Annotated in this window: 18 protein-coding genes and 1 tRNA gene; 9 read left to right on the top strand and 10 right to left on the bottom strand. The window is 62.4% G+C overall.

Annotated elements, in window-relative coordinates:
- Together C7R54_RS06885 and C7R54_RS06880 are read left to right on the top strand one after the other, a co-directional pair.
- Nucleotides 1-2531, top strand: a 2531-nt coding sequence (locus C7R54_RS06885) for an RHS repeat-associated core domain-containing protein (RefSeq protein ID WP_192903600.1), incomplete at its 5' end; no start/stop codon positions are given.
- A 254-nt stretch (nt 2532-2785) separates the two neighbouring features.
- Nucleotides 2786-3781, top strand: coding sequence for a Bug family tripartite tricarboxylate transporter substrate binding protein (locus tag C7R54_RS06880; RefSeq protein WP_129149365.1), 996 nt, complete (start codon nt 2786-2788; stop codon nt 3779-3781).
- A 290-nt stretch (nt 3782-4071) separates the two neighbouring features.
- Here the strand turns inward: C7R54_RS06880 and C7R54_RS06875 are convergent, their stop codons facing one another.
- From C7R54_RS06875 to C7R54_RS29480, 3 genes are read right to left on the bottom strand one after another with little or no spacing between them, the layout of a single operon-like run.
- A complete protein-coding gene (locus tag C7R54_RS06875; protein WP_129149364.1) occupies nt 4072-6363 on the bottom strand; it encodes a hypothetical protein in 2292 nt (763 codons plus the stop codon).
- Complete coding sequence (locus tag C7R54_RS06870; RefSeq protein WP_129149363.1) at nt 6360-7883, bottom strand: SIR2 family protein; 1524 nt, start codon at nt 7881-7883, stop codon at nt 6360-6362. The genes C7R54_RS06875 and C7R54_RS06870 overlap by 4 nt, the downstream gene beginning before the upstream one ends.
- Complete coding sequence (locus C7R54_RS29480) at nt 7883-8143, bottom strand: type I restriction-modification system subunit M N-terminal domain-containing protein (RefSeq protein ID WP_377813570.1); 261 nt, start codon at nt 8141-8143, stop codon at nt 7883-7885. The genes C7R54_RS06870 and C7R54_RS29480 overlap by 1 nt, the downstream gene beginning before the upstream one ends.
- Nucleotides 8144-8797: 654 nt before the next feature.
- Between C7R54_RS29480 and C7R54_RS28840 the strand changes: the two genes are divergently transcribed.
- The 4 genes from C7R54_RS28840 (at nt 8798) to C7R54_RS06850 (ending at nt 9855) form a co-directional block, all read left to right on the top strand.
- Entirely contained in the window at nt 8798-8947 is a 150-nt protein-coding gene (locus tag C7R54_RS28840; protein ID WP_158021167.1) for a hypothetical protein, read from the top strand.
- The gene (locus C7R54_RS29475) at nt 8929-9081 is read left to right on the top strand and encodes a DUF4224 domain-containing protein (protein ID WP_158021166.1); all 153 of its coding nucleotides are present in this window, start codon (nt 8929-8931) and stop codon (nt 9079-9081) included. The genes C7R54_RS28840 and C7R54_RS29475 overlap by 19 nt, the downstream gene beginning before the upstream one ends.
- A 169-nt stretch (nt 9082-9250) precedes the next feature.
- Nucleotides 9251-9517, top strand: coding sequence for a hypothetical protein (locus tag C7R54_RS06855; protein WP_129149361.1), 267 nt, complete (start codon nt 9251-9253; stop codon nt 9515-9517).
- A 56-nt stretch (nt 9518-9573) separates the two neighbouring features.
- Nucleotides 9574-9855: a hypothetical protein gene (locus C7R54_RS06850; RefSeq protein WP_129149360.1), complete on the top strand. Its 282-nt coding sequence runs from the start codon at nt 9574-9576 to the stop codon at nt 9853-9855.
- A 422-nt stretch (nt 9856-10277) separates the two neighbouring features.
- On the opposite strand, the gene C7R54_RS06845 is transcribed toward C7R54_RS06850, so the two are convergent.
- A tRNA-His gene (locus C7R54_RS06845) sits at nt 10278-10353 on the bottom strand.
- A 152-nt stretch (nt 10354-10505) separates the two neighbouring features.
- Between C7R54_RS06845 and C7R54_RS06840 the strand changes: the two genes are divergently transcribed.
- The 3 genes from C7R54_RS06840 to C7R54_RS06830 all read left to right on the top strand — a co-directional run bounded on the left by C7R54_RS06840 (nt 10506) and on the right by C7R54_RS06830 (nt 12704).
- The gene (locus C7R54_RS06840; RefSeq protein ID WP_129149359.1) at nt 10506-11960 is read left to right on the top strand and encodes a phospholipase D-like domain-containing protein; all 1455 of its coding nucleotides are present in this window, start codon (nt 10506-10508) and stop codon (nt 11958-11960) included.
- A 142-nt stretch (nt 11961-12102) separates the two neighbouring features.
- Entirely contained in the window at nt 12103-12324 is a 222-nt protein-coding gene (locus C7R54_RS29190) for a toxin-antitoxin system TumE family protein (RefSeq protein ID WP_129149358.1), read from the top strand.
- 2 nt (nt 12325-12326) lie between these two features.
- Entirely contained in the window at nt 12327-12704 is a 378-nt protein-coding gene (locus C7R54_RS06830; RefSeq protein WP_129149357.1) for an HVO_A0114 family putative DNA-binding protein, read from the top strand.
- A 92-nt stretch (nt 12705-12796) separates the two neighbouring features.
- Here C7R54_RS06830 and C7R54_RS06825 read toward each other — a convergent pair whose 3' ends face one another.
- The 6 genes from C7R54_RS06825 to C7R54_RS06800 form a co-directional block, all read right to left on the bottom strand.
- On the bottom strand, nt 12797-13501 hold the full coding sequence (locus C7R54_RS06825) for an SDR family oxidoreductase (protein ID WP_129149356.1): 705 nt from the start codon (nt 13499-13501) through the stop codon (nt 12797-12799).
- 193 nt (nt 13502-13694) lie between these two features.
- Nucleotides 13695-14744 carry a threonine aldolase family protein gene (locus C7R54_RS06820; RefSeq protein ID WP_129149355.1) on the bottom strand — a complete coding sequence of 350 codons (1050 nt, stop codon included), beginning with the start codon at nt 14742-14744 and terminating at the stop codon, nt 13695-13697.
- Nucleotides 14745-14754: 10 nt separating this feature from the next.
- Nucleotides 14755-16392 carry an ABC transporter permease gene (locus C7R54_RS06815; protein ID WP_129149354.1) on the bottom strand — a complete coding sequence of 546 codons (1638 nt, stop codon included), beginning with the start codon at nt 16390-16392 and terminating at the stop codon, nt 14755-14757.
- Nucleotides 16389-17450 carry an ABC transporter ATP-binding protein gene (locus C7R54_RS06810; RefSeq protein ID WP_129149353.1) on the bottom strand — a complete coding sequence of 354 codons (1062 nt, stop codon included), beginning with the start codon at nt 17448-17450 and terminating at the stop codon, nt 16389-16391. Before C7R54_RS06810 ends, C7R54_RS06815 begins: the two co-directional genes overlap by 4 nt.
- Before the next feature lie 4 nt (nt 17451-17454).
- Nucleotides 17455-18459, bottom strand: coding sequence for an extracellular solute-binding protein (locus C7R54_RS06805; protein WP_158021165.1), 1005 nt, complete (start codon nt 18457-18459; stop codon nt 17455-17457).
- 166 nt (nt 18460-18625) lie between these two features.
- Nucleotides 18626-19792, bottom strand: a complete 1167-nt coding sequence (locus tag C7R54_RS06800) for a pyridoxal-phosphate-dependent aminotransferase family protein (protein ID WP_158021164.1) — start codon at nt 19790-19792, stop codon at nt 18626-18628.
- Nucleotides 19793-19807 lie beyond the last annotated feature (15 nt).

Below are 19807 nucleotides of genomic sequence, written 5' to 3'. Positions count from 1 at the left end.
CGTACACGCGGACCTACACCTACGACCTCGGCGGCAACCTCACTTCCCTAGGCAGCACCGATTGGACCGGTCCATCGGCCACGCGCAACCTGGTCGTGGGTCGAACCAGCAATCGCGCCGTGTCCACCGCCAGGTACCCCGGCCCGACGCAGGACAACATCGATACCTATTTCGATGCGGCGGGCAAGAGCATCTGCGTGGATGGCAACGCCAACCAGCCCATGTACTGGACGCCCTTGCATCAGTTGTATTGCGTGGTCACCACCTATCGGACCTCAAGCGGGGGGAATGGCGCCTGGGACAACAGCGATCGCGAACAATACGCCTACGATGGCGATGGCCAGCGGGTGCGCAAGTACGGCAGCAGCCAGGCGGGCAGCGCCTGGAACCACGTCGACACCCGCTATCTTCCCGGCCTGGAGCTACGCAACAACACCGGCACGGGAGAGCAGCTGGAGGTCATCGTGCTGGACGACGGCGCGCGCGTGTTGAACTGGGCAGGCGGCGCCGGAAAACCCACGAACATCCCCAACCTGCAACTGCGCTATCAATACAACGACCGCCAGAACTCCTGCACGATCGAAACGGACCAGGACGGCGGCATCATCAGCCAGGAGGAGTATTACCCCTACGGCGGCACGGCGGTATTGGCATCGCGCACCACCAGCGAAGTCAATTACAAGTTCATCCGCTATTCCGGCAAGGAGCGTGATGTCACGGGCCTTTATTACTACGGCGTGCGCTATTACCAGCCGTGGATAGGCCGATGGATCAATCCAGATCCGGGCGGCACAGTCGACGGACAGAATCTCTATTGCATGGTGGGAAATAACCCGTCCACGGATGTAGACCAGACGGGGTTGGCCAAGAAAAAAAGGAGCAAGGACGAGCAGGGACTCCCTGAATCCAAGATCGCCAGAATGTCCGGCCCGACCGCTTCCGCCAGTTCAGGTCCTGCGCCAGGCAATCAAGATCTCGGGCCGTTGTCCCTTGACATACCCGAGTCGTCTACGTTCGGCCCGTCCACCTCCGCGAGCTCAGGCGAACAAGGTCGCAGGGAGGACCTCCTCAAGCTGCTGCGTTCGCCTATCCCGGCGCCACCGCCGCTTTCCGAAGAAGAGAAGGCGATTCGGATGAAAAGCCCGCTCCTCTACGACTTGCTGCACGCTTCTGGCAGCTCGGGAGCCTCCGGCCTGTGGACCAGTGCTACGCAGGGACGAGACGCAGCCAACCAGATGAGAGAGATAACGGAGCTCCTCCCGGCACGAACGGGGCAGCCGAATACACCGATAGACAGATCCATTTCCTCGCTGGGACGAGAAAGTCGAGGCTACGTTGACGAGTGGGCAAAAGGACTGTCGTCCGGTAGGTGTCTTGTATTGCCACGGACCGGAGGGTGGTGTACGCCGTCTGTGGCTCTTACGGCCCAAGAGCAGGCGGAAGAACCTTTTCGTGCTACCGAAGAGACATTCTTACATGGTACCGCGGCTGTCGTGGAGACTTTGGCTGCGATGATCAGAGTGCACGTCGCCACGGACGAGCTTGTTGATATTGCCCCGGTGCCGCCGGGAACCGGAAACACTGTTGTATACGGGAACAGTATGCTGAAGGAGTTCGAGGACGCTTTCAGTCCGAACTCGTTACCGCCCGTTCGCCCGGATCTTGAGAACGAAATTGAAGGGGCGATGAGCAAGCTATGCCTCGATGCATTTGAACACGCCGGGATCGAGGGCGTCATTTCCACGGATTTATCTGAACAAGACATAGACTACGACTTCGCGGATAGAGCAAAAGGATACGCGTTCGCGGTATATGCCACGGAGCGGGCCGCCTATATTATTCCAGGGGTTGTCAATCTTAATGTCGGCCTCTCGGATATGCCCTGGTATAAGGGGAGAGGTCCTCTCTTTAGGAGAATGAAGGTTAAGGAGAAACAGACTGGGAAGGAGGTGACGAGGTCGGTCTACCTAAAGCCGAAAACAGACGGTCAAATCAAGGAATTTATTAAATGGGTGAATACAAGGTTGGAGGAGAACGGCCATCTACCGCTACACGCCGTGCTGGAAAAACGGTTCAAGGACTTTTGTGGAAGAGATACGACAGCGGAAGATTTCCCCCCGCATCATAAATACGAGCCAGCCTGCAACCGGGAAATGCCAGCTCTCGCCGGCGTAATGGGTACGCATGCGGAAACGATCTTGTACAACAGATTGTTGACAGAAATTTTCAAGGACTATCATGGCGCAGATCTTGAGAAGAAGGAGCATCTGGCCAACAAGCTATTTCTAAAATATATAGGTGTTTTTACCATGCAGCTCCTGAACGCGAAGAAGCGGGTCGAATCAGGAATAGTACCTTTTCCATTATTCGCCCCCTGCATTGGTTGTAAAACCATGATGGGGCCAGGAGGTATGGCGTTTCAGTATGCCAGAATTGCAAAGTCTTTCGCGGAGAACCAGAAGGATATATTGTCTGTTCCATTCGACCAGCGGAATGATTATTTGAAGGGCAAGTATGGGTTTTTGCGTTGAGCCCGGGATGAGCGACTTCTCCAGGCCGGCCTGAGACCACGGCGGGAGTGGGCTGACCTTGGTCGAGCCATACTTTGTATGGTCAACGCCAGCCTGGTCCAGGCGGAGTCGGATGCACGGGTCCGCGCGAATGCGTTCCGATCAATTCGGGCGTGCTTTCGGATTCGGGATGAAGTGCCCGCGGAACGGTTATGCGCGTTGCGGCTACGTAGGATCAAGCCTTCGCTAGGGGCTTGCATGCCAAGGAGCGCACGATGCGAATCGGAATGTGGGAATTTGCAGTGTCCACGATGGCTATCAGTGGACTTTCATTCGCGGCCTCGGCGGGAAAGCCAGAGGACGTCTATCCTTCTCGGGCAATAAGCATCGTCGTGGGCTATCCGCCGGGAGGCGGCGCCGATGCGCTGGCTCGTATTCTCGCCAGGCATTTGGGCAGGGAGCTGGGTAAATCGGTCGTGATCGTCAATCGACCGGGCGCTGCCGGGAATATCGGGGCGGAATCGGTGGCCCGCCAGGCAAAGCCGGATGGATACACATTGTTCCTGAGCGCCCGGCCCAACACCATCCACAAGATGATGTATGCCAATCTGAAGTTCGACTTCATGCAGGATCTGAGTCCAGTCAGTCTGATAGGCACTTCTCCCAACGTGATCGTCACCGGCAAGCATTCCGGAATAAGGAGCGTGCATGACCTGCTGGACCGTGCGAGAGCCGCGCCTGGCAAGGTGATGTGCGCATCCTCCGGCATAGGAACTACCGGATATCTCCTATGCGAGATGTTCCAACAAGAGGCCGCTATCAATATGGAGCATGTGCCGTACAAAGGCAGCGAACAGGGATATGTGGACTTGATGGGCGGCAGGGTGGACGTGCTGTTTACCACCTTGCCGGCGGCCGCGCCTTATCTCGATGCGGGAACCTTGCGCGGACTGGCCATCATGTCTCAGACGTCGACCAGGCATCCTGTCAATTTGCCGACCATGTCCGACCTGGGGTTCCCAGTGCTCGATCTGGATGCCTGGGCGGGACTGATGGCGCCGGCGGGGACCCCGGCGGGGGTGATGGAACGGCTCAACTCGGCCATCAATAAGCTGTTGATTACCGAGGAAATGGCCAACGAGCTGGATCGTCTCGGCTATATCGCGCCCAGGCAGCCGAACCCGCCGGATGTGCTTCAAGCATTGGTGGCGCAGGAAACCGAGCGGTGGACGGCGATACTGCGCATGCGAAGCATTTTTCCATTTCACTGAGGGGCGGGAACCACAGGTTCGCAACCACAGCTAAATAGCCCTACCGCCGTTGCTACCGCTGAATGGCTTTTTTTGCTTCGGGGCTGACCTGCCGGTAAAAAAACAGGCACTTGGATTTCTCCAAGTGCCTGTTTCTTAACGAGTTGGTATGGGGTGGCTGATGGGAGACCATTTGCCATCTGGAACCCTAGTTTTTGGCGGCTTACCGACCCGTGCGACCCCCGTCTTGGGTACAGACTGTGTACCAGGTGGAGCGAGGCCGCAAGACCACAGTGCTATTGAGCTGGAAGTCAAACATCACCGTCGGCGGCACTGCTAGCTGCAGCATGGCCCTTAGGGGCACCGGCAGAACCCGACGCAGACCGTTGCTTGGCACGCAGCGCCTCATACGTCTCCTTCAGCAGTGACGAGCCTCGCTCAGCGTAGGCATTGCAAATCCACTCGGCTTCCTCGACCTCGCCCGCCTCAGCCAGTCGATTGACACATCCCGCCACATCCTCTGGACGAAAGTTCGGCAAAAAACCTGACATCGCAGCACGGAAGATGGCGGCTACTTCCTTCGGATTCCGGCTTGCGAGCCGCTCCAAATTCGCGACCAGCATGGGGCCGTGGTGCCGGACTTGTGCGTATGGCGCCGCATCTACCAATGCCGCGCTCGTCGCAGGTGTCAGCTCATGAACGAAGACGGCGAGCTGGCAGAGGGCCGACTGGAGTTCAGGTAGGACTGCGCCAGTTTCCCGAATCCGCTCTACCACCTTCATCCAAAAGGTCAGCACTCTCGACGTGCGAGTGGTCGGTTCCGACTGCCCCCGAAACGTCCAGAAGAACCAGGACAGCGCTGATAGCTCCTTGACCTTCAACCCGACAACGAGCTCACTGAGCAGGCCGTCGCCGTCTAGGCTCTCCATGCCCTCAAGATACGCGAGCCCAAGGAACTGTATAGCTCTATCGGCCACCCGGTCGGGGAGTTCCTCCGAGAAGACCATTCTCCTCAGGTGCCCACCAGCAATAAGACGTTCGTACAGCCACGCGTACAGGTGGTTCTGGTATGCAAAACCCTGTGCCGCACAGTTCCATGCCGACTCATTAGTTAAGGAGAAGAGTCTGTCGAAATTGCCTTCCGTCCAGTCTCGGTTGAGATAATGAAAATTTGCGCAGTACAGCCCGCACATCGTCGCAAAGTCGGCATTTACGCCCGTCTCGCTCGCTGAGAGTTCGGCTTCCAGCACTGGCCCGACCGCAATCCACGTCTCGTCTGATGCCGAGTCCCCGGCGGTGTCCTCGCGTTTCATGGCCAGGGCAAGGTGAATGAACGCCTCCAGCGTGCGTCCCCTCGGAGCGTTGATTGCGTGAGAGACCGCGTCGCTCGACTCTCCGACCGCACGAGGCGTCGCCTCAAGGACACGGCACAGCACTTGGAGCCACGACCCGTAAAGGTCTGCCGGCATGTGACGCTTAGTGCCGGACGCGCTCTTCACAAGGTCGGCAATGTCACTGACGACCCAATGCACCGAGGGTTCCCACCTGTCTGTCTGCGCGGCAGCCAGGTCGGCTCGGAAGGTAGGGGACGAAACAATGGCCTGCACCAGCATCAAGGAGGTCGGCCAGTCGATGTCCCGCTTGTCGTCGGACCACCGCTCCTTTAGTCCTCGAAGCAGGCCGTGCTGATACGGCCTCGACAAGCCGCCGAACAGCATGATTCGACTTGCGAAGCCATCTTCGCTGACCTTGACCGCTTCAGTTAGCGTCGAGGCAAGCCCTCTGTAGGTGGGGCCATCCCAACTCGAGGCCTGCGGAACAAAGCCCCTCAAGTAAGTTACCAGATCCTCCCCCGACATGGCTACGAGCGCGTCGGATGTGATTGGGCTGCGCTCCCCGACCCAGCCGCCAGCCGAATAACTGTGGAAGTCTGGGTGTTCCCGCACCCGACCCCAACGCTGCACTAGCGCTTTATATCTCGCATCCACCTCTTTGTCGCCCTGGCCGTAGGCAGGATGCAGGAGGTCTCGTCTCTGGGTTTCGTCTAGTTCCACTTGTCGCGACGCGTCCGACCAGTCCCCCTGAAGCTGTTCCACGAACTCCAGAAACATCGCCCTCTGGGCGGAGGAGAACTTCGAGAAGCCCTTGTTGATAAACAAAAAGAGCTCATGCCAATAGGAAACGTCGACAAACCAGCTCGCTTTGGCACACTCCCAAAAGGCCGTTCCAACGTTGCCGTAGTGCTCGCCACACACATAGATTCCAACGCGAGTGAGCGTCGGATAGGGCGATTGGAGGAGCGACTTGGCGACGGCTAGTGCCGCTGCAGAGCCGGTTCCTGTAGCGCCTAGGGCCGCATCGCGGACAGCGTCAACGAGTATGTCTCTCGAACCGTCCTTGTATGCATCCTGTTCATGTTCTTCAACTGCCGAACGCCAGATACACGAGTGCCTGTCGTCATCGACCGACCCAATGTACTCGGTCAGGCGGTGGGCTAGCATATCCACGGCGGATGCACCACACCGTTCGCCAAGTTTTCTCGCAGATGCCTTGAGAACTTCTCCTAAGTGGTAACTGCCCAGCACCCCTTCCTTGTCGCTCACGTTGCCTCCCCAGTCGGTCGAACCATCGAGAGTGCATCTGCAAGCAACACTGCTTTGTGCCAGTTTCCCGGTTCAGGACTGTCCAAGAGTCGCGGTAACAGCTTTGCGCCAAGCTCGTGACCAATCATGTCTACATCGAAACGGCTAGCAAGCCATAGGCGGGTCATCTCGATGTCGTCGTTCCTCAACACATCCAGCGGCAACTGCGACAGCACCGTCGCAAGGGACCACCAAGTTCTCCAGTTATCGAGACCTCGCTGCTCGGCGTCCGCGCTGATAGCTCGAACTATGTTGGCAATTCGGGCAGCCCGTTCGTCCGTTACCGACGCCGCAATTTGCTCAAGATACCGCAGGGCGGGCCACCCATCAGCCTGGTACAGAGTACCGCGTTCGCTTTCAATGGTTCTCACCTTGGGGTTGTGTTTCGAGTCGAAGAAGCGCGCGCTGTCGAGGTCACTGAACCATACCGGGTCTTTCAGCGAGTTGAGCAGATAGGAAGTAAGGTCGGGCCGACTCTCTACAAGGCTCAGCGCTGCGCGTCGATTGACGTCGGTAGGTGACGCAACGTATCTGTCAAGATGTGCCTGCAAGTCCAAGGTGGCTGGGCCCCGTACATCCAGCTCCGGTCCCCAGCTTTTAAAGACTTCCACAAGTTCGCGGTAACCCTTCGCGTCGATGCAGTATGGAACAACTTGGACGCCACACTGGTCGCGAAAGAAGTGCTCCATGAATCGAGTCTGGACAGATTCCGTCGACCGATAAGCGAACAAGAGGAAGTGCCGGGGCTCGGTAGCCCCCGTTCGAACCGATTCGTTGGAACGGATGATGTGGTCGAGGACCTCCAGCTCTGCCAGCCCGTAACCGACGAACAGCACTGTATGGTTCTTGAACATCGCGGTGAGAAATTCCTGAACTCTCGAATCGGCGTAGTGCTCGATGTAGTCCTTCAACGAGACCACCATCGAGCTCGGGTCTATGTAGGATCCATGAAGATGAATGACAGCCCCTCTCTGAGCGAGGAGGGCAGGCGACAGGTGTTCCCGACGATAGTACTTAGGGCGTTTGACTGGTCCTTTCGCAGGCTCCCTCTCGCCACCTTCCTTTACCTCCGGTGACAGTTCCTCCGGTCCGGCGTCATCAAGCCACTTGTCATAGTTTGTCGTGACGAAGACAGGCCGCAGGTGGGATAGCAATCTGTAGAGTTCTTCTCCAGTCGCCGAAGGCATCCTCGGGTGCAAGATACCGTCGAAGTCGATAGCTATTCCCTTTTCCTTTGCAAGGGCCATCGCAATCGACAGGGTTCTCCGCGGGTCACCTAGTCCGCGCAATTGCTCCGCCTCCAAGAAGCCAAGTACGTTCCCCCTCTCAAGGGCGCCAACGACCTGGCTTGCAAATCCACGCCAATCGGGGCTTCCGCACAGCATCGAGGCACCCGCACCCACGAAGACAACTAGTTCGCCGTGGCTCGCCGCATCTTTTATGAGCTGGTCAGGTGTGTATATCTTGCCTTCAGTCGCCATTACACAACCCGCGCCGCAGACAGCAATTTCGCTTGACGCAGCACAGTCTTGGCTGCTTCTTCCTGCCGGTCCGGCGGGTAAAGGCCACCAGTTTCGTCCCTGAAGGCGGCCAGGAGCTGGGCGCGGCGCTCGTCGAAAGCGTCGCTGATGTACTTCAAAAATATCAATCCGAGCACGATGTGCTTGTACTCGGGGGCGCCCATCGAGGACCGCAGCTCGTTGGCGTGGGCCCTCAGCGTTTTCTTCAGGTCTTGGTTCATCCCGCGGCTCGCAGTTCTTGGTGTGTGGGAACCGGCCCTCCCCAGTAGGCATTCTGCCCAAGCTTACCGTGTAACAGGTTTGTTTCAAAGTCCACTGTGGTCGCGCACGATGCCCCGACTAAAACCGTGTGCCTATCTCGCTTTGGGCATCAACTTTTTCGAGAAGGCAAAATGACGCCTTTCAGCCAGCCCAGACAGGCCCTGAGAACGGCACACACCTATTCAATCTGCGATAGAGGCGTCAAATGGCCAAGATGCCCAGGGAGCAGGACATGTGGAGTGCGTAACCTTGACCTACGCAACCTCCCCCTGGTCTTGGGAGCCCTGCGCCGCACCCCGTGCCGACCTCCCAGCGAAGCGCGGCAGCGCGGTGAACCTATGGGCTGCCTCGACCGCGAGTCGTCGCCCACACGGCGATATAACCCTCTACTGGGCATTAATGAAGTCGCCATTCCGCTGTAACTGCTCGACATGTAGGAACCGGCGTGGCCGGGCTGGCGCGCCTGAGCGCTACGCAGGACGTGCGTTTTAGCGACGGCCCGCGCGACAAGTACGTGACGGTCGGCGCCCGAATCGCAATGCCGTGCTCGCTGCCCCCGGACCGCGTGACGCACTGGTCCGCCGGGCGTGTGCTCGCGACACCCTGGAGCCAGCATGACCATCTTCCGTCTCTACCGCCGCTTCAAGCGGCATCAGGACGCCATCGTCATCGTGCCCGTGATCCTCACCGTTGTGGCCGCGTTCGGCGTCATGCAGCAGACCGAATATTCAGAGAGGATTGGGCTATGCCCGGACCTGACCTGACGCAAGACGAAATCCAGGACCTGACGGGCTACCGTACCAGGTCGTCCTCCTGCCGCTGGCTGGAGCGTAATGGCTGGCCCTATGCCACACTGGCGGGAGGGCGGTGGCCAAGGGTGCTGAGGGAAGTACCATGAATCCCGTCTGCCAGGCGAGACTGCCCGCCGGTCTGAGGCCGCATTGGGCCCGAACTGGAGCCGCGCAGCATGATCGCAAAGCGCACCGAGCATTTGAAGCTGGGCCTACTGCCCAGGATGGACGCGCGGCCACTGTACTTTCCGCTACTATACATACGACCGCCGCTATGTGAGCCTGGGGCCTGACCGCCAGGAGGTCATACGCAAGGTGCTGGAGATGGAGCGCCGCGCGCCCGATACCGGCACGGTCGCGGAAATGGTCGGGGAATACCTGGCCAGCGGCGATTTCAAGAAGGTGGGCGAGCGCACCAAGGCGGACTATCTGGTCTATAGCAAGCACACCTTGCGCGTTTTCGGAGGCCTCCAGGTCACGGATCTGCAGCCGCCCCATATCGCCCGCTATCTGCGCATCGAGCGCAAGGAAGCGCCTGTGTAGGCAAACCGTGAAATCGCCTTCCGGGCTCGTGCTTCCAATTCGGCATAGAGAACGGCTTGGCGGCAGCCAACCCCTGCCGCCAGGTGCGTCGCAATACCGAGCGCCCGCGTTCGCGCTGCCCATCCTGGGAAGAAATCACGTCCTTTGCCAAGATGGCCAGCGAGAAAGGGCCGTCGCCACACGTCATCGGGCTCATGGGCAAGTTCATCGCGTTGACCGGCCGGCGGCGCGCCGAGTTCCTGCATCTGTGCAAGACGGATTTGAAGGATGACGGGATTTCGGTGGGGTTCGCCAAGGCCAAGGCCGGCGAAGCGAAGCGCCGCGGCCTAATCCAATAGGATGCGGCCCTGCGGGCGCTATTCCAGGAGCTGGACGGGATAGAGCGCAAGACCGCCGATGGTAAGTCCGACATTCCGGAGTCGGTGTTCGTGTTCACTAATCGGGAAGGGCAGCCCTATACGGAGCAGGGATTCAAGGCGATGTGGGCGGAGATCATGGCCGACTGGGTAGCGGGGGGGGGGAGCGCTTCACCTTTCACGACCTGCGGGCCTACTACATCACGACGATGGTCGAGCAGGGGTTGGACCCAGCAGGAACGCATGCGGATCCGGCCACCACGCGGCGCGTTTACGACCGCCGCGCTGTCAAAATCAGGTCCAGCGCCTGACGCATGCCACCATTCCGGAATCTTGCCACCATTCCGGAAAACAAACAGGCACTTAGGCGTGCGCCTAAGTGCCTGTTTCCTAATGAATTCGTATGGGGTGGCTGATGGGACTCGAACCCACGACAACCGGAATCACAATCCGGGACTCTACCAACTGAGCTACAGCCACCGCAGCAAAGAAACGAGATTCTAGCACGGTTTCAAAACAAGAATCCAGCCCCGATTTTACGGTCGTCGCGGGCTTGCTATCCTGCTGCCTGCGCGTGGCGGATCCTGCCGGCGCGTCCGTCCGTTTCCGCCAACCCTTCCGTCCATGAGCGCATGAGCGACCTGCATGATTTGCTGACCGCCTACTGGCCCCACATCGTATTCACCGTTACCACCGTGGCGGGATTTGGCGCCGCCGTGCACGCCGCCATGACCAAGCGCGACGTCCGCGCCGCCATAGGTTGGGTAGGGTTGACGCTGTTCTCGCCGCTGTTCGGCGCGGCCGCGTACTTCGTGGCCGGCATCAACCGCATCCGCTATACGCGGGTGTCACAGCAGCGCGACGAGGCCATGGTCTATTACGCGCGGGAGCCCCAGGTCGAGCCCGTCGACGTGGTGCCGCTGACCGGACCGCAATTCGCCTCCCTGAAAAGGCTGACCAACTGCATCAGCCGTTTCCAGCTGCTGGGCGGCAACCTGGTGCAGCCGCTGGACGGCGGCGACGAGGCGTACCCCGCCATGCTGCAGGCCATCCGCGGCGCGGAACGGACCGTCGCCCTGCAAAGCTATATCTTCGACCATGACCCCATCGGCTGCGAGATCGCCGAGGCGCTGATCGAGGCGCACCGGCGCGGCGTGAAGGTCCGCGTCCTGGTCGACGCGGTCGGCGCCCGCTATTCCCATCCGCCCATCGTGCGGCTGCTGAAGAAAAACGGCGTGCCGACCGCCCGCTTCATGACCAACCCCATGGGCGTGCTGCGCATGCCTTACGCCAATCTGCGCAGCCACCGCAAGATACTCGTGGTCGATGGCCGCATCGGGTTTTCCGGCGGCATGAACATCCGCGCCGCCTTCGTGCGGGCCCTGGCGCTGGACGCCACGAATCGCGATACGCACTTCCGCTACGAGGGGCCCATCGTGGCGCAGCTGCAGTCGGTTTTCGCGCATGATTGGGACTTCACGACCCGGGAATCGCTGACCGGCCCGGACTGGTTTCATCACGACCTGGTCCCACGCGGTGACGCGGCGATGCGTTGCGTGCCTTCCGGTCCCGACCGTTCCATCAACAGCACTCATGACGTCCTGCTCGGCGCGCTGGCGGTTGCGCAGCGCCATGTCCGTATCCAGTCGCCATACTTCCTGCCCGACCAGACCCTGATCGGCGCCATGATCACCGCCGCGCGGCGCGGCGTGCGGGTGGACATCGTGATCCCCGGCAAGAACAACCTGCGCCTGGTCGACTACGCCATGATGGCCCAGATCGACCAGTTGATCCGTCATGGCTGCCTGGTCTGGCGCACCCGCGGCGCCTTCGACCATTCCAAGCTGTTGAGCGTCGACGACGCCTGGACCTACGCCGGTTCGTCCAATCTGGACCCGCGCAGCCTGCGCCTGAACTTCGAGCTGGACACCGAGATCTACGACCGCGACATCGCCGCCTGGGTCAGCGCCCGCATCGACGCGGCCATCGCCAATGCCAAGCCGCTGACCCTCGAATCCTTGCAGGCCTTGCCTTTCACCAAACGCCTGCGCAACAAGATCATCTGGCTGGCCTCGCCGTATCTGTAAGAAAAGGGCGCATACGACAAGAAAGAAGGCGCGATAAAAACAAGGCACGCCGAACATCCGGAATCGCCGCGATGCCCCGACCAAGTGCGCGTCAGCGGGACAAGCTTTTCTTCCCCGCAGGGAGCCGTAATCCCATGGTTTGGTGCTTAACGCACGCGGACACGAGTCGATTCCTCCCACTTCCCACGGATTCAAGTATCGACTTGTTTACGCCCGTGATGGGCGGCGGGTTTTAGGATTTGACAATGAGCGCGGGAAGGGCGATCACATGCACTTGGGCAGCGAGGAAAGACCATATCGGTTCAGGGGCGTAACGCAGTTACTTGAGGACTTCGCCGTGGAAGTGGGAAAGCGGAGGAAATAACCATGGAACGCACACTGACGATTACCATCAACAAGGACTGGCGTGGTTTCCTGTCGGAAGCTGGGAAGCGCGCTGCTGCGGGAGCAAAGTCTGGGACGTACCAGGGTGAAACACTCAATTTCGAGTCTCCAAGCGCGTTTTTCGGACAATTGACGGCGTTGCGCTGGGACATGGTTCGCGAACTGATGGGTGCTGGTGTCGTGGGTGTCCGGGAGCTCGCCCGGCGCCTTGCCAGGGATGTCCGTCGCGTACATCAGGACGCACACGCATTGGTGGAACTGGGCCTTCTGGAGAGAAATGAAAGCGGGGCCTTGCTTTGCCCGTTCGCAGATATCCACGTGGACGTGCATCTGACTAGCGGTCTGCGCAAGGCCGCTTGACCTTTGTCTCCCGCTGACAGGCGAGTGCTGGCCGCCCGGGGCGGCGACGATCGCCGCGTTCCTCGAACCTTGCCTAACGCGGTCAGCTTTCGTCACACGCTCCGCATCAACCCGCCATCCACCCGGATGTTCTGCCCCGTGATGTACGCCGCGCCGTCGGACGCCAGGAACGCGATCGTGGCGGCGATTTCCTCGCTGGTGCCGTAGCGCTGCAAGGGAACGGCCTCGCGCCTGGCTTCGGTGGCCGGCAGGCTGTCTATCCAGCCCGGAAGGACATTGTTCATCCGGATGTTGTGCCTGGCCTCGCTGTCCGAGAACAGCTTGGTGAACGACGCCAGTGCGGCGCGGAAGGCCGCGGACGTGGGAAACAGCGCCGACGGTTCGACCACCCAGGCGGACGAGATGTTGATGATCACGCCGGACTTCTGCTGGCGCATGATGGGCGTGACCAGCCGGGTCGGCCGCACGACGTTGAGGAAGTAGGTGTCCAGCCCCTTGTGCCAGTCCTCGTCGGACAGGTCCAGCACCGGCCCCTTGGGGCCATGGCCGGCGCTGTTCACCAACACGTCGACCCGGCCCCACGCGGCCATCGCCTGGTCGACCAGCCTGGCCAGGTCCTCGTTGGACTGGTTCGATCCCGTGACGCCTATGCCCTTCAACTCGGCGGCCAGGGCCTCGCCCTTGCCCGACGAGGAAAGAATGGCCACGCGATAGCCATCCGCCGCCAGCCGCCTGGCCGCCGCGGCGCCCATGCCGCTGCCGCCCGCCGTGACCAGCGCTACTTTGTCCGTGCTCATTCGATACGCTCCTCTCAAATTCAAATCCACATGGCCGGGCCATAGGCCACGACCACGACGCGGCCGGGAAGGCTGGCCTGTCATGGCGTGCCCACTCGAAGGAATGATCCCCGAAAACGGCGCTCCAAGGACGGCTGTCCCGGCGTTTCGCGTTGATTTTTACAAGAAAAGAGACGGAAAGGATATGAGCAAGTTACCCGCCGAACGGGGCTCGGGCCAGGGCGGCCCGCGTCAATGCCACCATTCGGTCGACGTCGTCCTGGCTGCCGTCGAACCGCGTCACCAGCCGGATGATGCCCCCGCGTCGCCGGGCAAAACGTACGCCGGCTTCGGCCAGCTTGTCGATGGCGTCCTGCGGCAGGCGCAGGAACACCAGATTGGCCTGCACCGGCGCTACCAGCTCGACGCCGGGCAGCGCCGCCAGCTCGCGCCCCAGGCGCGTGGCCAGGCCGTTGGCCTGCCCGGCCAGGCGCAGCAGCAGGCCGTCCTCGATATAGGCCATGAGTTGCGCGGCGGCGTAGCGCATCTTGGACCAGGTCTGGCCGGCGCGCCGCAGATGGTACGACAGCGGTTCGGCCAGCGCCGGATCGAACACCACGATGGCGTCCGCATTCATGCCGCCGTTCTTGGTGCAGCCGAACGACAGGATGTCCACGCCACGCCGCCAGGTCATTTCCCCCGGCTCGCAGCCCAGGGTGGCCAGGGCGTTGGCGAAGCGCGCGCCGTCCATGTGGAACACGATGCCCGCCTCGCGCGCGGCCGCGCCGATGGCCGCGATATCGTCCAGCCCGTACACCGTGCCGTATTCGCTGGCCTGGGTGATCGATACGGCGTCGGGCTGGGGCCGGTTGCGCACGCCGCGCTCGGCGTGCCGCAGGGCCTCGGCCAGGGTATCGGGCGCGAGCTTGTAGTCCGCGCCGGGCAGGGGAATCAGCTTGGCGCCGCCGGTGTAGGCCTCGGTGGCGCCGCCTTCGGCGGTGTGGATGTGCGCTTCCTGGTGGCAGTAGATGCCGCCGTAGGGCCGCGCGCAACCGGCCAGGGACAAGGCATTGGCGGCCGTGCCGGTCGATACCGGAAACACCACGACATCCGTTCCGAAGAACGCCGAGAACTTGCGATTCATCAGGGCGCTGTAGTCGTCGTCGCCATAGGCGGCCGCCGGACCCTGGTTCACCTCGGCGATGGCGCGCAGGATATCGGGGTGGACGGTGGCGATGTTGTCGCTGCGGAAATTCGGGGTCACGGGCGTTTTCCTAAAGCAATGTGCCGTCCTGGCGCCGCAGGCGGCGATTCACCAGCAGCAGCGGCACCGCGGTGAACAGGATAAGCACGGCGGCCGCCGCCGTCGCGGTGCCGGGCGCCGTGCCTTCCAGGAACTGGTACATGCGGACGGTCATGGTCGACCATTTGCTGGTGTAGAGGACGATGGTCGAGCTCAGTTCCGACGCCACGGTGATCCAGACCAGGATGACGCTGCCGACCAGGCCGCTCATCATCAACGGTACGGTCAGCGTGGCGAAGGTCCGCATGGGGGACACGCCCAGGTTGATGGACGCCTCCTCCAGGCTGGGCTCGATCTGGTGCACGATGGCCGACGACGAGCGGATGGCGAAGGGCAGCTTGCGCACCACATACGCGATGACCAGGATCAGCCAGCCCCCGGTCAGCATCAGCGGCCGGTTGTTGAAAGCCAGGATCAAGCCTATCCCCAGCACCGTGCCGGACACCGCGAAGGGCACGATCCCGACCATGTCCAGCACGCCCGTCAGGCGGCTGCGGTGGCGGGCGACGACGTAGCCGATCGGCGCGCCGATCAGCGTCGCGACGAACGCCGTGACGCTGGCAAGGATCAGCGTGTTGTATAGCGGTTGGTAGGAACCCGCCAGCAGTTCGATGTAGTTGCCCAGGCTGGCTTCCCAATGCAGGACGGGGCCCCTGAAGCGGAGGAAGGAAATCATCAGCACCGCCGCGAAAGGCAGCAGCGAGATCGACACCATGCCCCAGCAATAGGTCGACGCGACGATGCGCCAGCCGCGCGACAGCGGCAGCGGCGGCGGCGCCGACCGCGCGTTGGTGGTGAAGCGGCGCTTGCCCAGGTAGCGGCGCTGGATCAGCAGCACCACCGATGTGCCGGCGATCAGCAGCACGCTCAGCGCGCCGGCCGCGGCCGGATTGCTGTCCGCCTCGCCCGCGAACAGCTTGAAGATGTCCACCGCCAGGAAGGGCTTGTCCTCCGCCAGCACGGCGGGCACCCCGAAGTTCTCCAGCGTTTCGATGAACACCAGCAGCGCGCCCGCCAGCACGGCCGGCATCACCACCGGCAGCAGCACCGTGCGGAATACATGGAAACGCGATCCGCCCAGGTTGCGCGCGGCTTCCTCCACCGAGATATCGATGGCCTTGAAACCGGCGATGGTGGGCATCAGCACGTAGGGATACAGCGTCAGCGCGAAGACGATGACGATGCCGGGCATGCCGTAGATCGAGCCGATGGGAATGCCGATATCCCGCAGCGCCGTGGTCACCACGCCGGCATGGCCGAACAGCAGCACCAGCGCATAGGCAGCCACGAAGGACGGCAGGCCCAGGGGCAGCGAGGCCAGCGTCAGCAGCACCGTGCGCCCCGGCAGGTTCACCCGCGCCAGGCAGAACGCCAGCGGCACCCCCAGCGCCGTCGCGCACAGCGTGGCCAGCACGCCGGCGGTCAGGCTGTTGACGACGCTGTTGGTGTAGTAGGCGCTGGAGAACACCTTCGCATAGTTCGCCAGCGTCAGGGCGCCCGTCCCTTCCACACGCAGGCTGGCATCCAGCACGAGGGCCAGTGGATATAGCAGGAAGACCGCCAGCAGGACCAGCGCGATGACGGTAATGGCAAGGCGGAATTCTTTCATGGGGCGGGGAATGCCACGATTTGCGCGGGGTCGTATGCCAGCGCCAAGGATGCACCCTCCTGCACGCCTACCGCTGCCGCGCCCAGGGTCGACACCCGCAGCGGCGTGCCGTCGGGCAGTTCGGCATGCAGCCGCTGGATCTGGCCGAGGAACTCACGCAAGACCAGCCTGGCAGTCAGGCGCATGCCGCTGCCGGCGTCGGCCACGCGCAAGGCCTCGGGCCGCACGGACAGCAGTACCTTGCTGCCGGCCTCGGCGATCCGTCCGGGGACGGCTATCGTCACGCCGCAGGTCTCGACCGGCGTCGCCGCGCCGTCGAAGGCCCCCGCCACGCCGGACAGCATGTTGGTGCCGCCCAGGAAACTGGCGACGAACGGGGTTTTCGGCTGCCGATAGATGTCTTCCGGCGTCCCCACCTGTTCGATGCGGCCACCGCGCAGCACCGCGATGCGGTCGGAGATGGCCAGGGCCTCTTCCTGGTCGTGGGTCACGTACACGGCGGTCAGGCCCAGCGACTGCTGCAGCCGCCGGATCTCGACGCGCATCTCGGTGCGTAGTTGCGCATCCAGGTTGGACAGCGGCTCGTCGAACAGCAGCACCGCGGGTTCGATGACCAGGGCGCGGGCGATGGCGACGCGCTGCAACTGCCCGCCGGACATCTGGTGGGGCCAGCGCGCGCCATAGCCTTCCAGCCGCACGCGCTGCAAGGCCTTTTCCACCCGGGTGGCGATCTCCGCCGCCGGCACGCGCCGCGCGCGCAACCCGTACGCCACGTTATCCGCCACGTTCAGGTTGGGAAAGATCGCGTAGTTCTGGAAGACCATGCCGATGTTGCGCTGGTGCGCCGGCAGGCTGTCGATGCGTTTGTCGCCCAGCCAGATGCTGCCGGACGTCACGTCGTTGAAGCCGGCGATCGAACGCAGCAAGGTTGTCTTGCCGCAGCCGGAGGGACCCAGCAGGGTGAACAGCTCGCCGTGGTCTATGGTCGCGGAGATGCCATCGACGGCGCGCAACTCGCCGAAGGCGCATGTCAGGTTGTCGATGCGTATGGCCGTCATACGATCAACGCGTTTCCTGGATGAGGTCCTTCAGCTTGCGTAGGGTGTCGGTGCGCGCCGCTTCCCATTTCGCATCGTCGTAGGGCAGCAGCTTTATCTGGGAAAACGGCGGCATGCCGCCCGATTCGGTCAGCGGGACATCCTGGCGGGCGGGGCGGCGGAACGTCGCCTTCAGCAGCATTTCCTGTGTAGGCTTGCTGGCCAGGTAGTCCACCAGCGCACGCGCGTTGGTATTGTTGGGGCCGCCCTTGATGATGGCCGTGCCCTCGGCAAGCGCCACCGTGCCGTCGGCCGGGTAGATCACCTTGACCGGCGCGCCGTTGTGGGCCCACAAGTAGCCGGCATATTCCAGCGAAATGCCCAGGGGATATTCACCGGTGCCGTTGCCGTCGAACACCAGCGTCGAACGATTGAGCACCTTGGTGTTGGCGATCAGCTTCTTCAACTTGGCCCAGGCCGCATCGTTGTCGCCCCAGGCGCCCAGCAGGCCGCTGGCCGTGGCATAGGAAAAGCCCGAGTTGGCCGGATCGGTATAGACCAGCTTGCCTTTCCACGCCGGGTTCATCAGGTCTTCCCAGGTCTTCGGACCCTTGGCCGCGTCGATGGACTTGGTGTTCTGGGCGATGATCGCCACTTGCAGGTTGGTGCCGACCCAGAGATTGTTGGGGTCGCGGTATTGCGCGGGCACCTGGTCCGATCCCTTGGCGGCATAGGCGTCGAAATACTTGCTGTTCTGCTTGAGCAGCGCGGCGCTTACGCCCCAGACCACGTCGCCTTGCGGATTGCCTTGTTCCGAGATGACCCGGCGGAACAACACGCCCGATCCGGTGGAAACGACGTCGACGGTGATGCCCGTTTCCTTCTTGAAGCCTTCGGCGATCAGTTTATTGACGGTGTCGTCGTTGGCCGAATAAAGCACTACATGGCCGTCGGCGGCCCACGCGGACGTGGCGACGAGCGATGCCCCCGCCAGGATCAACGCAACTGCCCGGATATTCTTGTATTGCATGACATTCCCCTTGTTTTGTGCGCAGCCGGCGACGCTGGAAGCGTACGCCTGGGCGCGGTTTGCCACACTACGGTTTGTCGAACTGCGATTTATTGGACTGCGATTCATCGGACTGCGATTCATCGGGCCGCGGCTCGCGGGCTCGCGGCTTGTCGGCCCGCGGCTTTCAGCCCAGATACGCGCGCGCGGCCGCGACGCCCGCGCCGGGCGTCAGCGCATGTCCCAGGCCCGGCAGCACGTCCTCCAGGTGCGCCAGGTCGGTATAGATGGTGTCGGGGTCGATGGCGCCCATGGTGCCGATGCGGATCACCTTGCCCGACAGGCGGTTGCGCGCGCCGGCAATGACGGTGCGATGGCGCTGGTACAGCTCGCGCACGATCGCGGCGCCGTCCAGCGGAGCGGGCACGTCGAACACCACCACGGTGGAGGACTTGCGCTTGCCTGGCCCGAAATCGGTCAATCCCATGGCCGCGCCGCCGGCGCGCAGCGCATTCGCCAGCCGCGCATGGCGCGCCAGGACGTTGGGCAGGCCCTCCGTGTGGATCATGTCCAGCGCTTCCAGCAGGCCCGCGACCAGGCCGACGGCCGGCGTGAAAGGCGTTTCGCCTTTCTCGGTGGAGGCCAGCGCGCGGCGGAAGTCCCAATAGAAGGCGGGCAGGCGGCCGCCGCCATTGATCACCTCCCAGGCCTTGGGGCTGATGCTCGCCAGGCCCAGGCCGGGCGGGCACATCAGCGCCTTTTGCGACGCGGACACCAGGATGTCGACGCCCCATTCGTCCTGCTTCATTTCGATGCCGGCCAAGCCGCTGACGGAGTCCACGACCAGCAGCGTGCGGCGTTCGCGCAGCAGCGCGCCCAGCCTGGCCAGGTCGGCGACGATGCCGGTGGAACTCTCGTTATGCACCACCACCATGGCGCGGTAGTCCTTCTCGCGCAGGCGGGCTTCGACGGCGTCGATGTCGATGTCCTCGCCCCAGGGCGTGGCCAGCACGTCGGCCTTGGCGCCGACGGCTTGCGCGATGGTGGCGAAGCGCTCGCCGAACTGGCCGTGCGTGACGATCAGCAGCTCGTCGCCGGGGCCGGCCACGTTGACGATGGCGGCTTCCATCATGCCGCTGCCGGACGCGGCATAAAAGAGGATGCGGTTCTTCGTGCCGACGATGGGTTGCAGGCCGGCTTCCGCGCGGGCCAGCGCGGCGCGGAACTCGGGGCCGCGGTGGTTCACCACCAATTGGGCGTTGGCCTGCAGCACGCGTTCGGGAACGAAGGTGGGGCCGGGGAGACGCAGCCGGTAGCCTGCCGGCGCCAAGGGTTGAATCGCGGTAGGGGACATCGGGTCGAAGCGCTC

The sequence above is a fragment of the Achromobacter aloeverae genome (assembly GCF_004121055.1).
In the GTDB taxonomy this organism is placed as follows: domain Bacteria; phylum Pseudomonadota; class Gammaproteobacteria; order Burkholderiales; family Burkholderiaceae_B; genus Bordetella_C; species Bordetella_C aloeverae.
The sequence above is the reverse complement of the archived record's forward strand: the minus strand, read 5'-3'. Positions and strand labels throughout refer to the sequence as shown.

Coding starts and splice junctions, on each gene's coding strand:
- C7R54_RS06810 (WP_129149353.1), bottom strand. CDS start 17,450: ATGACGGCCATACGCATCGACAACCTGACATGCGCCTTCGGCGAGTTG.
- C7R54_RS06880 (WP_129149365.1), top strand. CDS start 2,786: ATGCGAATCGGAATGTGGGAATTTGCAGTGTCCACGATGGCTATCAGT.
- C7R54_RS28840 (WP_158021167.1), top strand. CDS start 8,798: ATGACCATCTTCCGTCTCTACCGCCGCTTCAAGCGGCATCAGGACGCC.
- C7R54_RS06805 (WP_158021165.1), bottom strand. CDS start 18,459: ATGCAATACAAGAATATCCGGGCAGTTGCGTTGATCCTGGCGGGGGCA.
- C7R54_RS06815 (WP_129149354.1), bottom strand. CDS start 16,392: ATGAAAGAATTCCGCCTTGCCATTACCGTCATCGCGCTGGTCCTGCTG.
- C7R54_RS06840 (WP_129149359.1), top strand. CDS start 10,506: ATGAGCGACCTGCATGATTTGCTGACCGCCTACTGGCCCCACATCGTA.
- C7R54_RS06825 (WP_129149356.1), bottom strand. CDS start 13,501: ATGAGCACGGACAAAGTAGCGCTGGTCACGGCGGGCGGCAGCGGCATG.
- C7R54_RS06830 (WP_129149357.1), top strand. CDS start 12,327: ATGGAACGCACACTGACGATTACCATCAACAAGGACTGGCGTGGTTTC.
- C7R54_RS29475 (WP_158021166.1), top strand. CDS start 8,929: ATGCCCGGACCTGACCTGACGCAAGACGAAATCCAGGACCTGACGGGC.
- C7R54_RS29480 (WP_377813570.1), bottom strand. CDS start 8,143: ATGAACCAAGACCTGAAGAAAACGCTGAGGGCCCACGCCAACGAGCTG.
- C7R54_RS06800 (WP_158021164.1), bottom strand. CDS start 19,792: ATGTCCCCTACCGCGATTCAACCCTTGGCGCCGGCAGGCTACCGGCTG.
- C7R54_RS06870 (WP_129149363.1), bottom strand. CDS start 7,883: ATGGCGACTGAAGGCAAGATATACACACCTGACCAGCTCATAAAAGAT.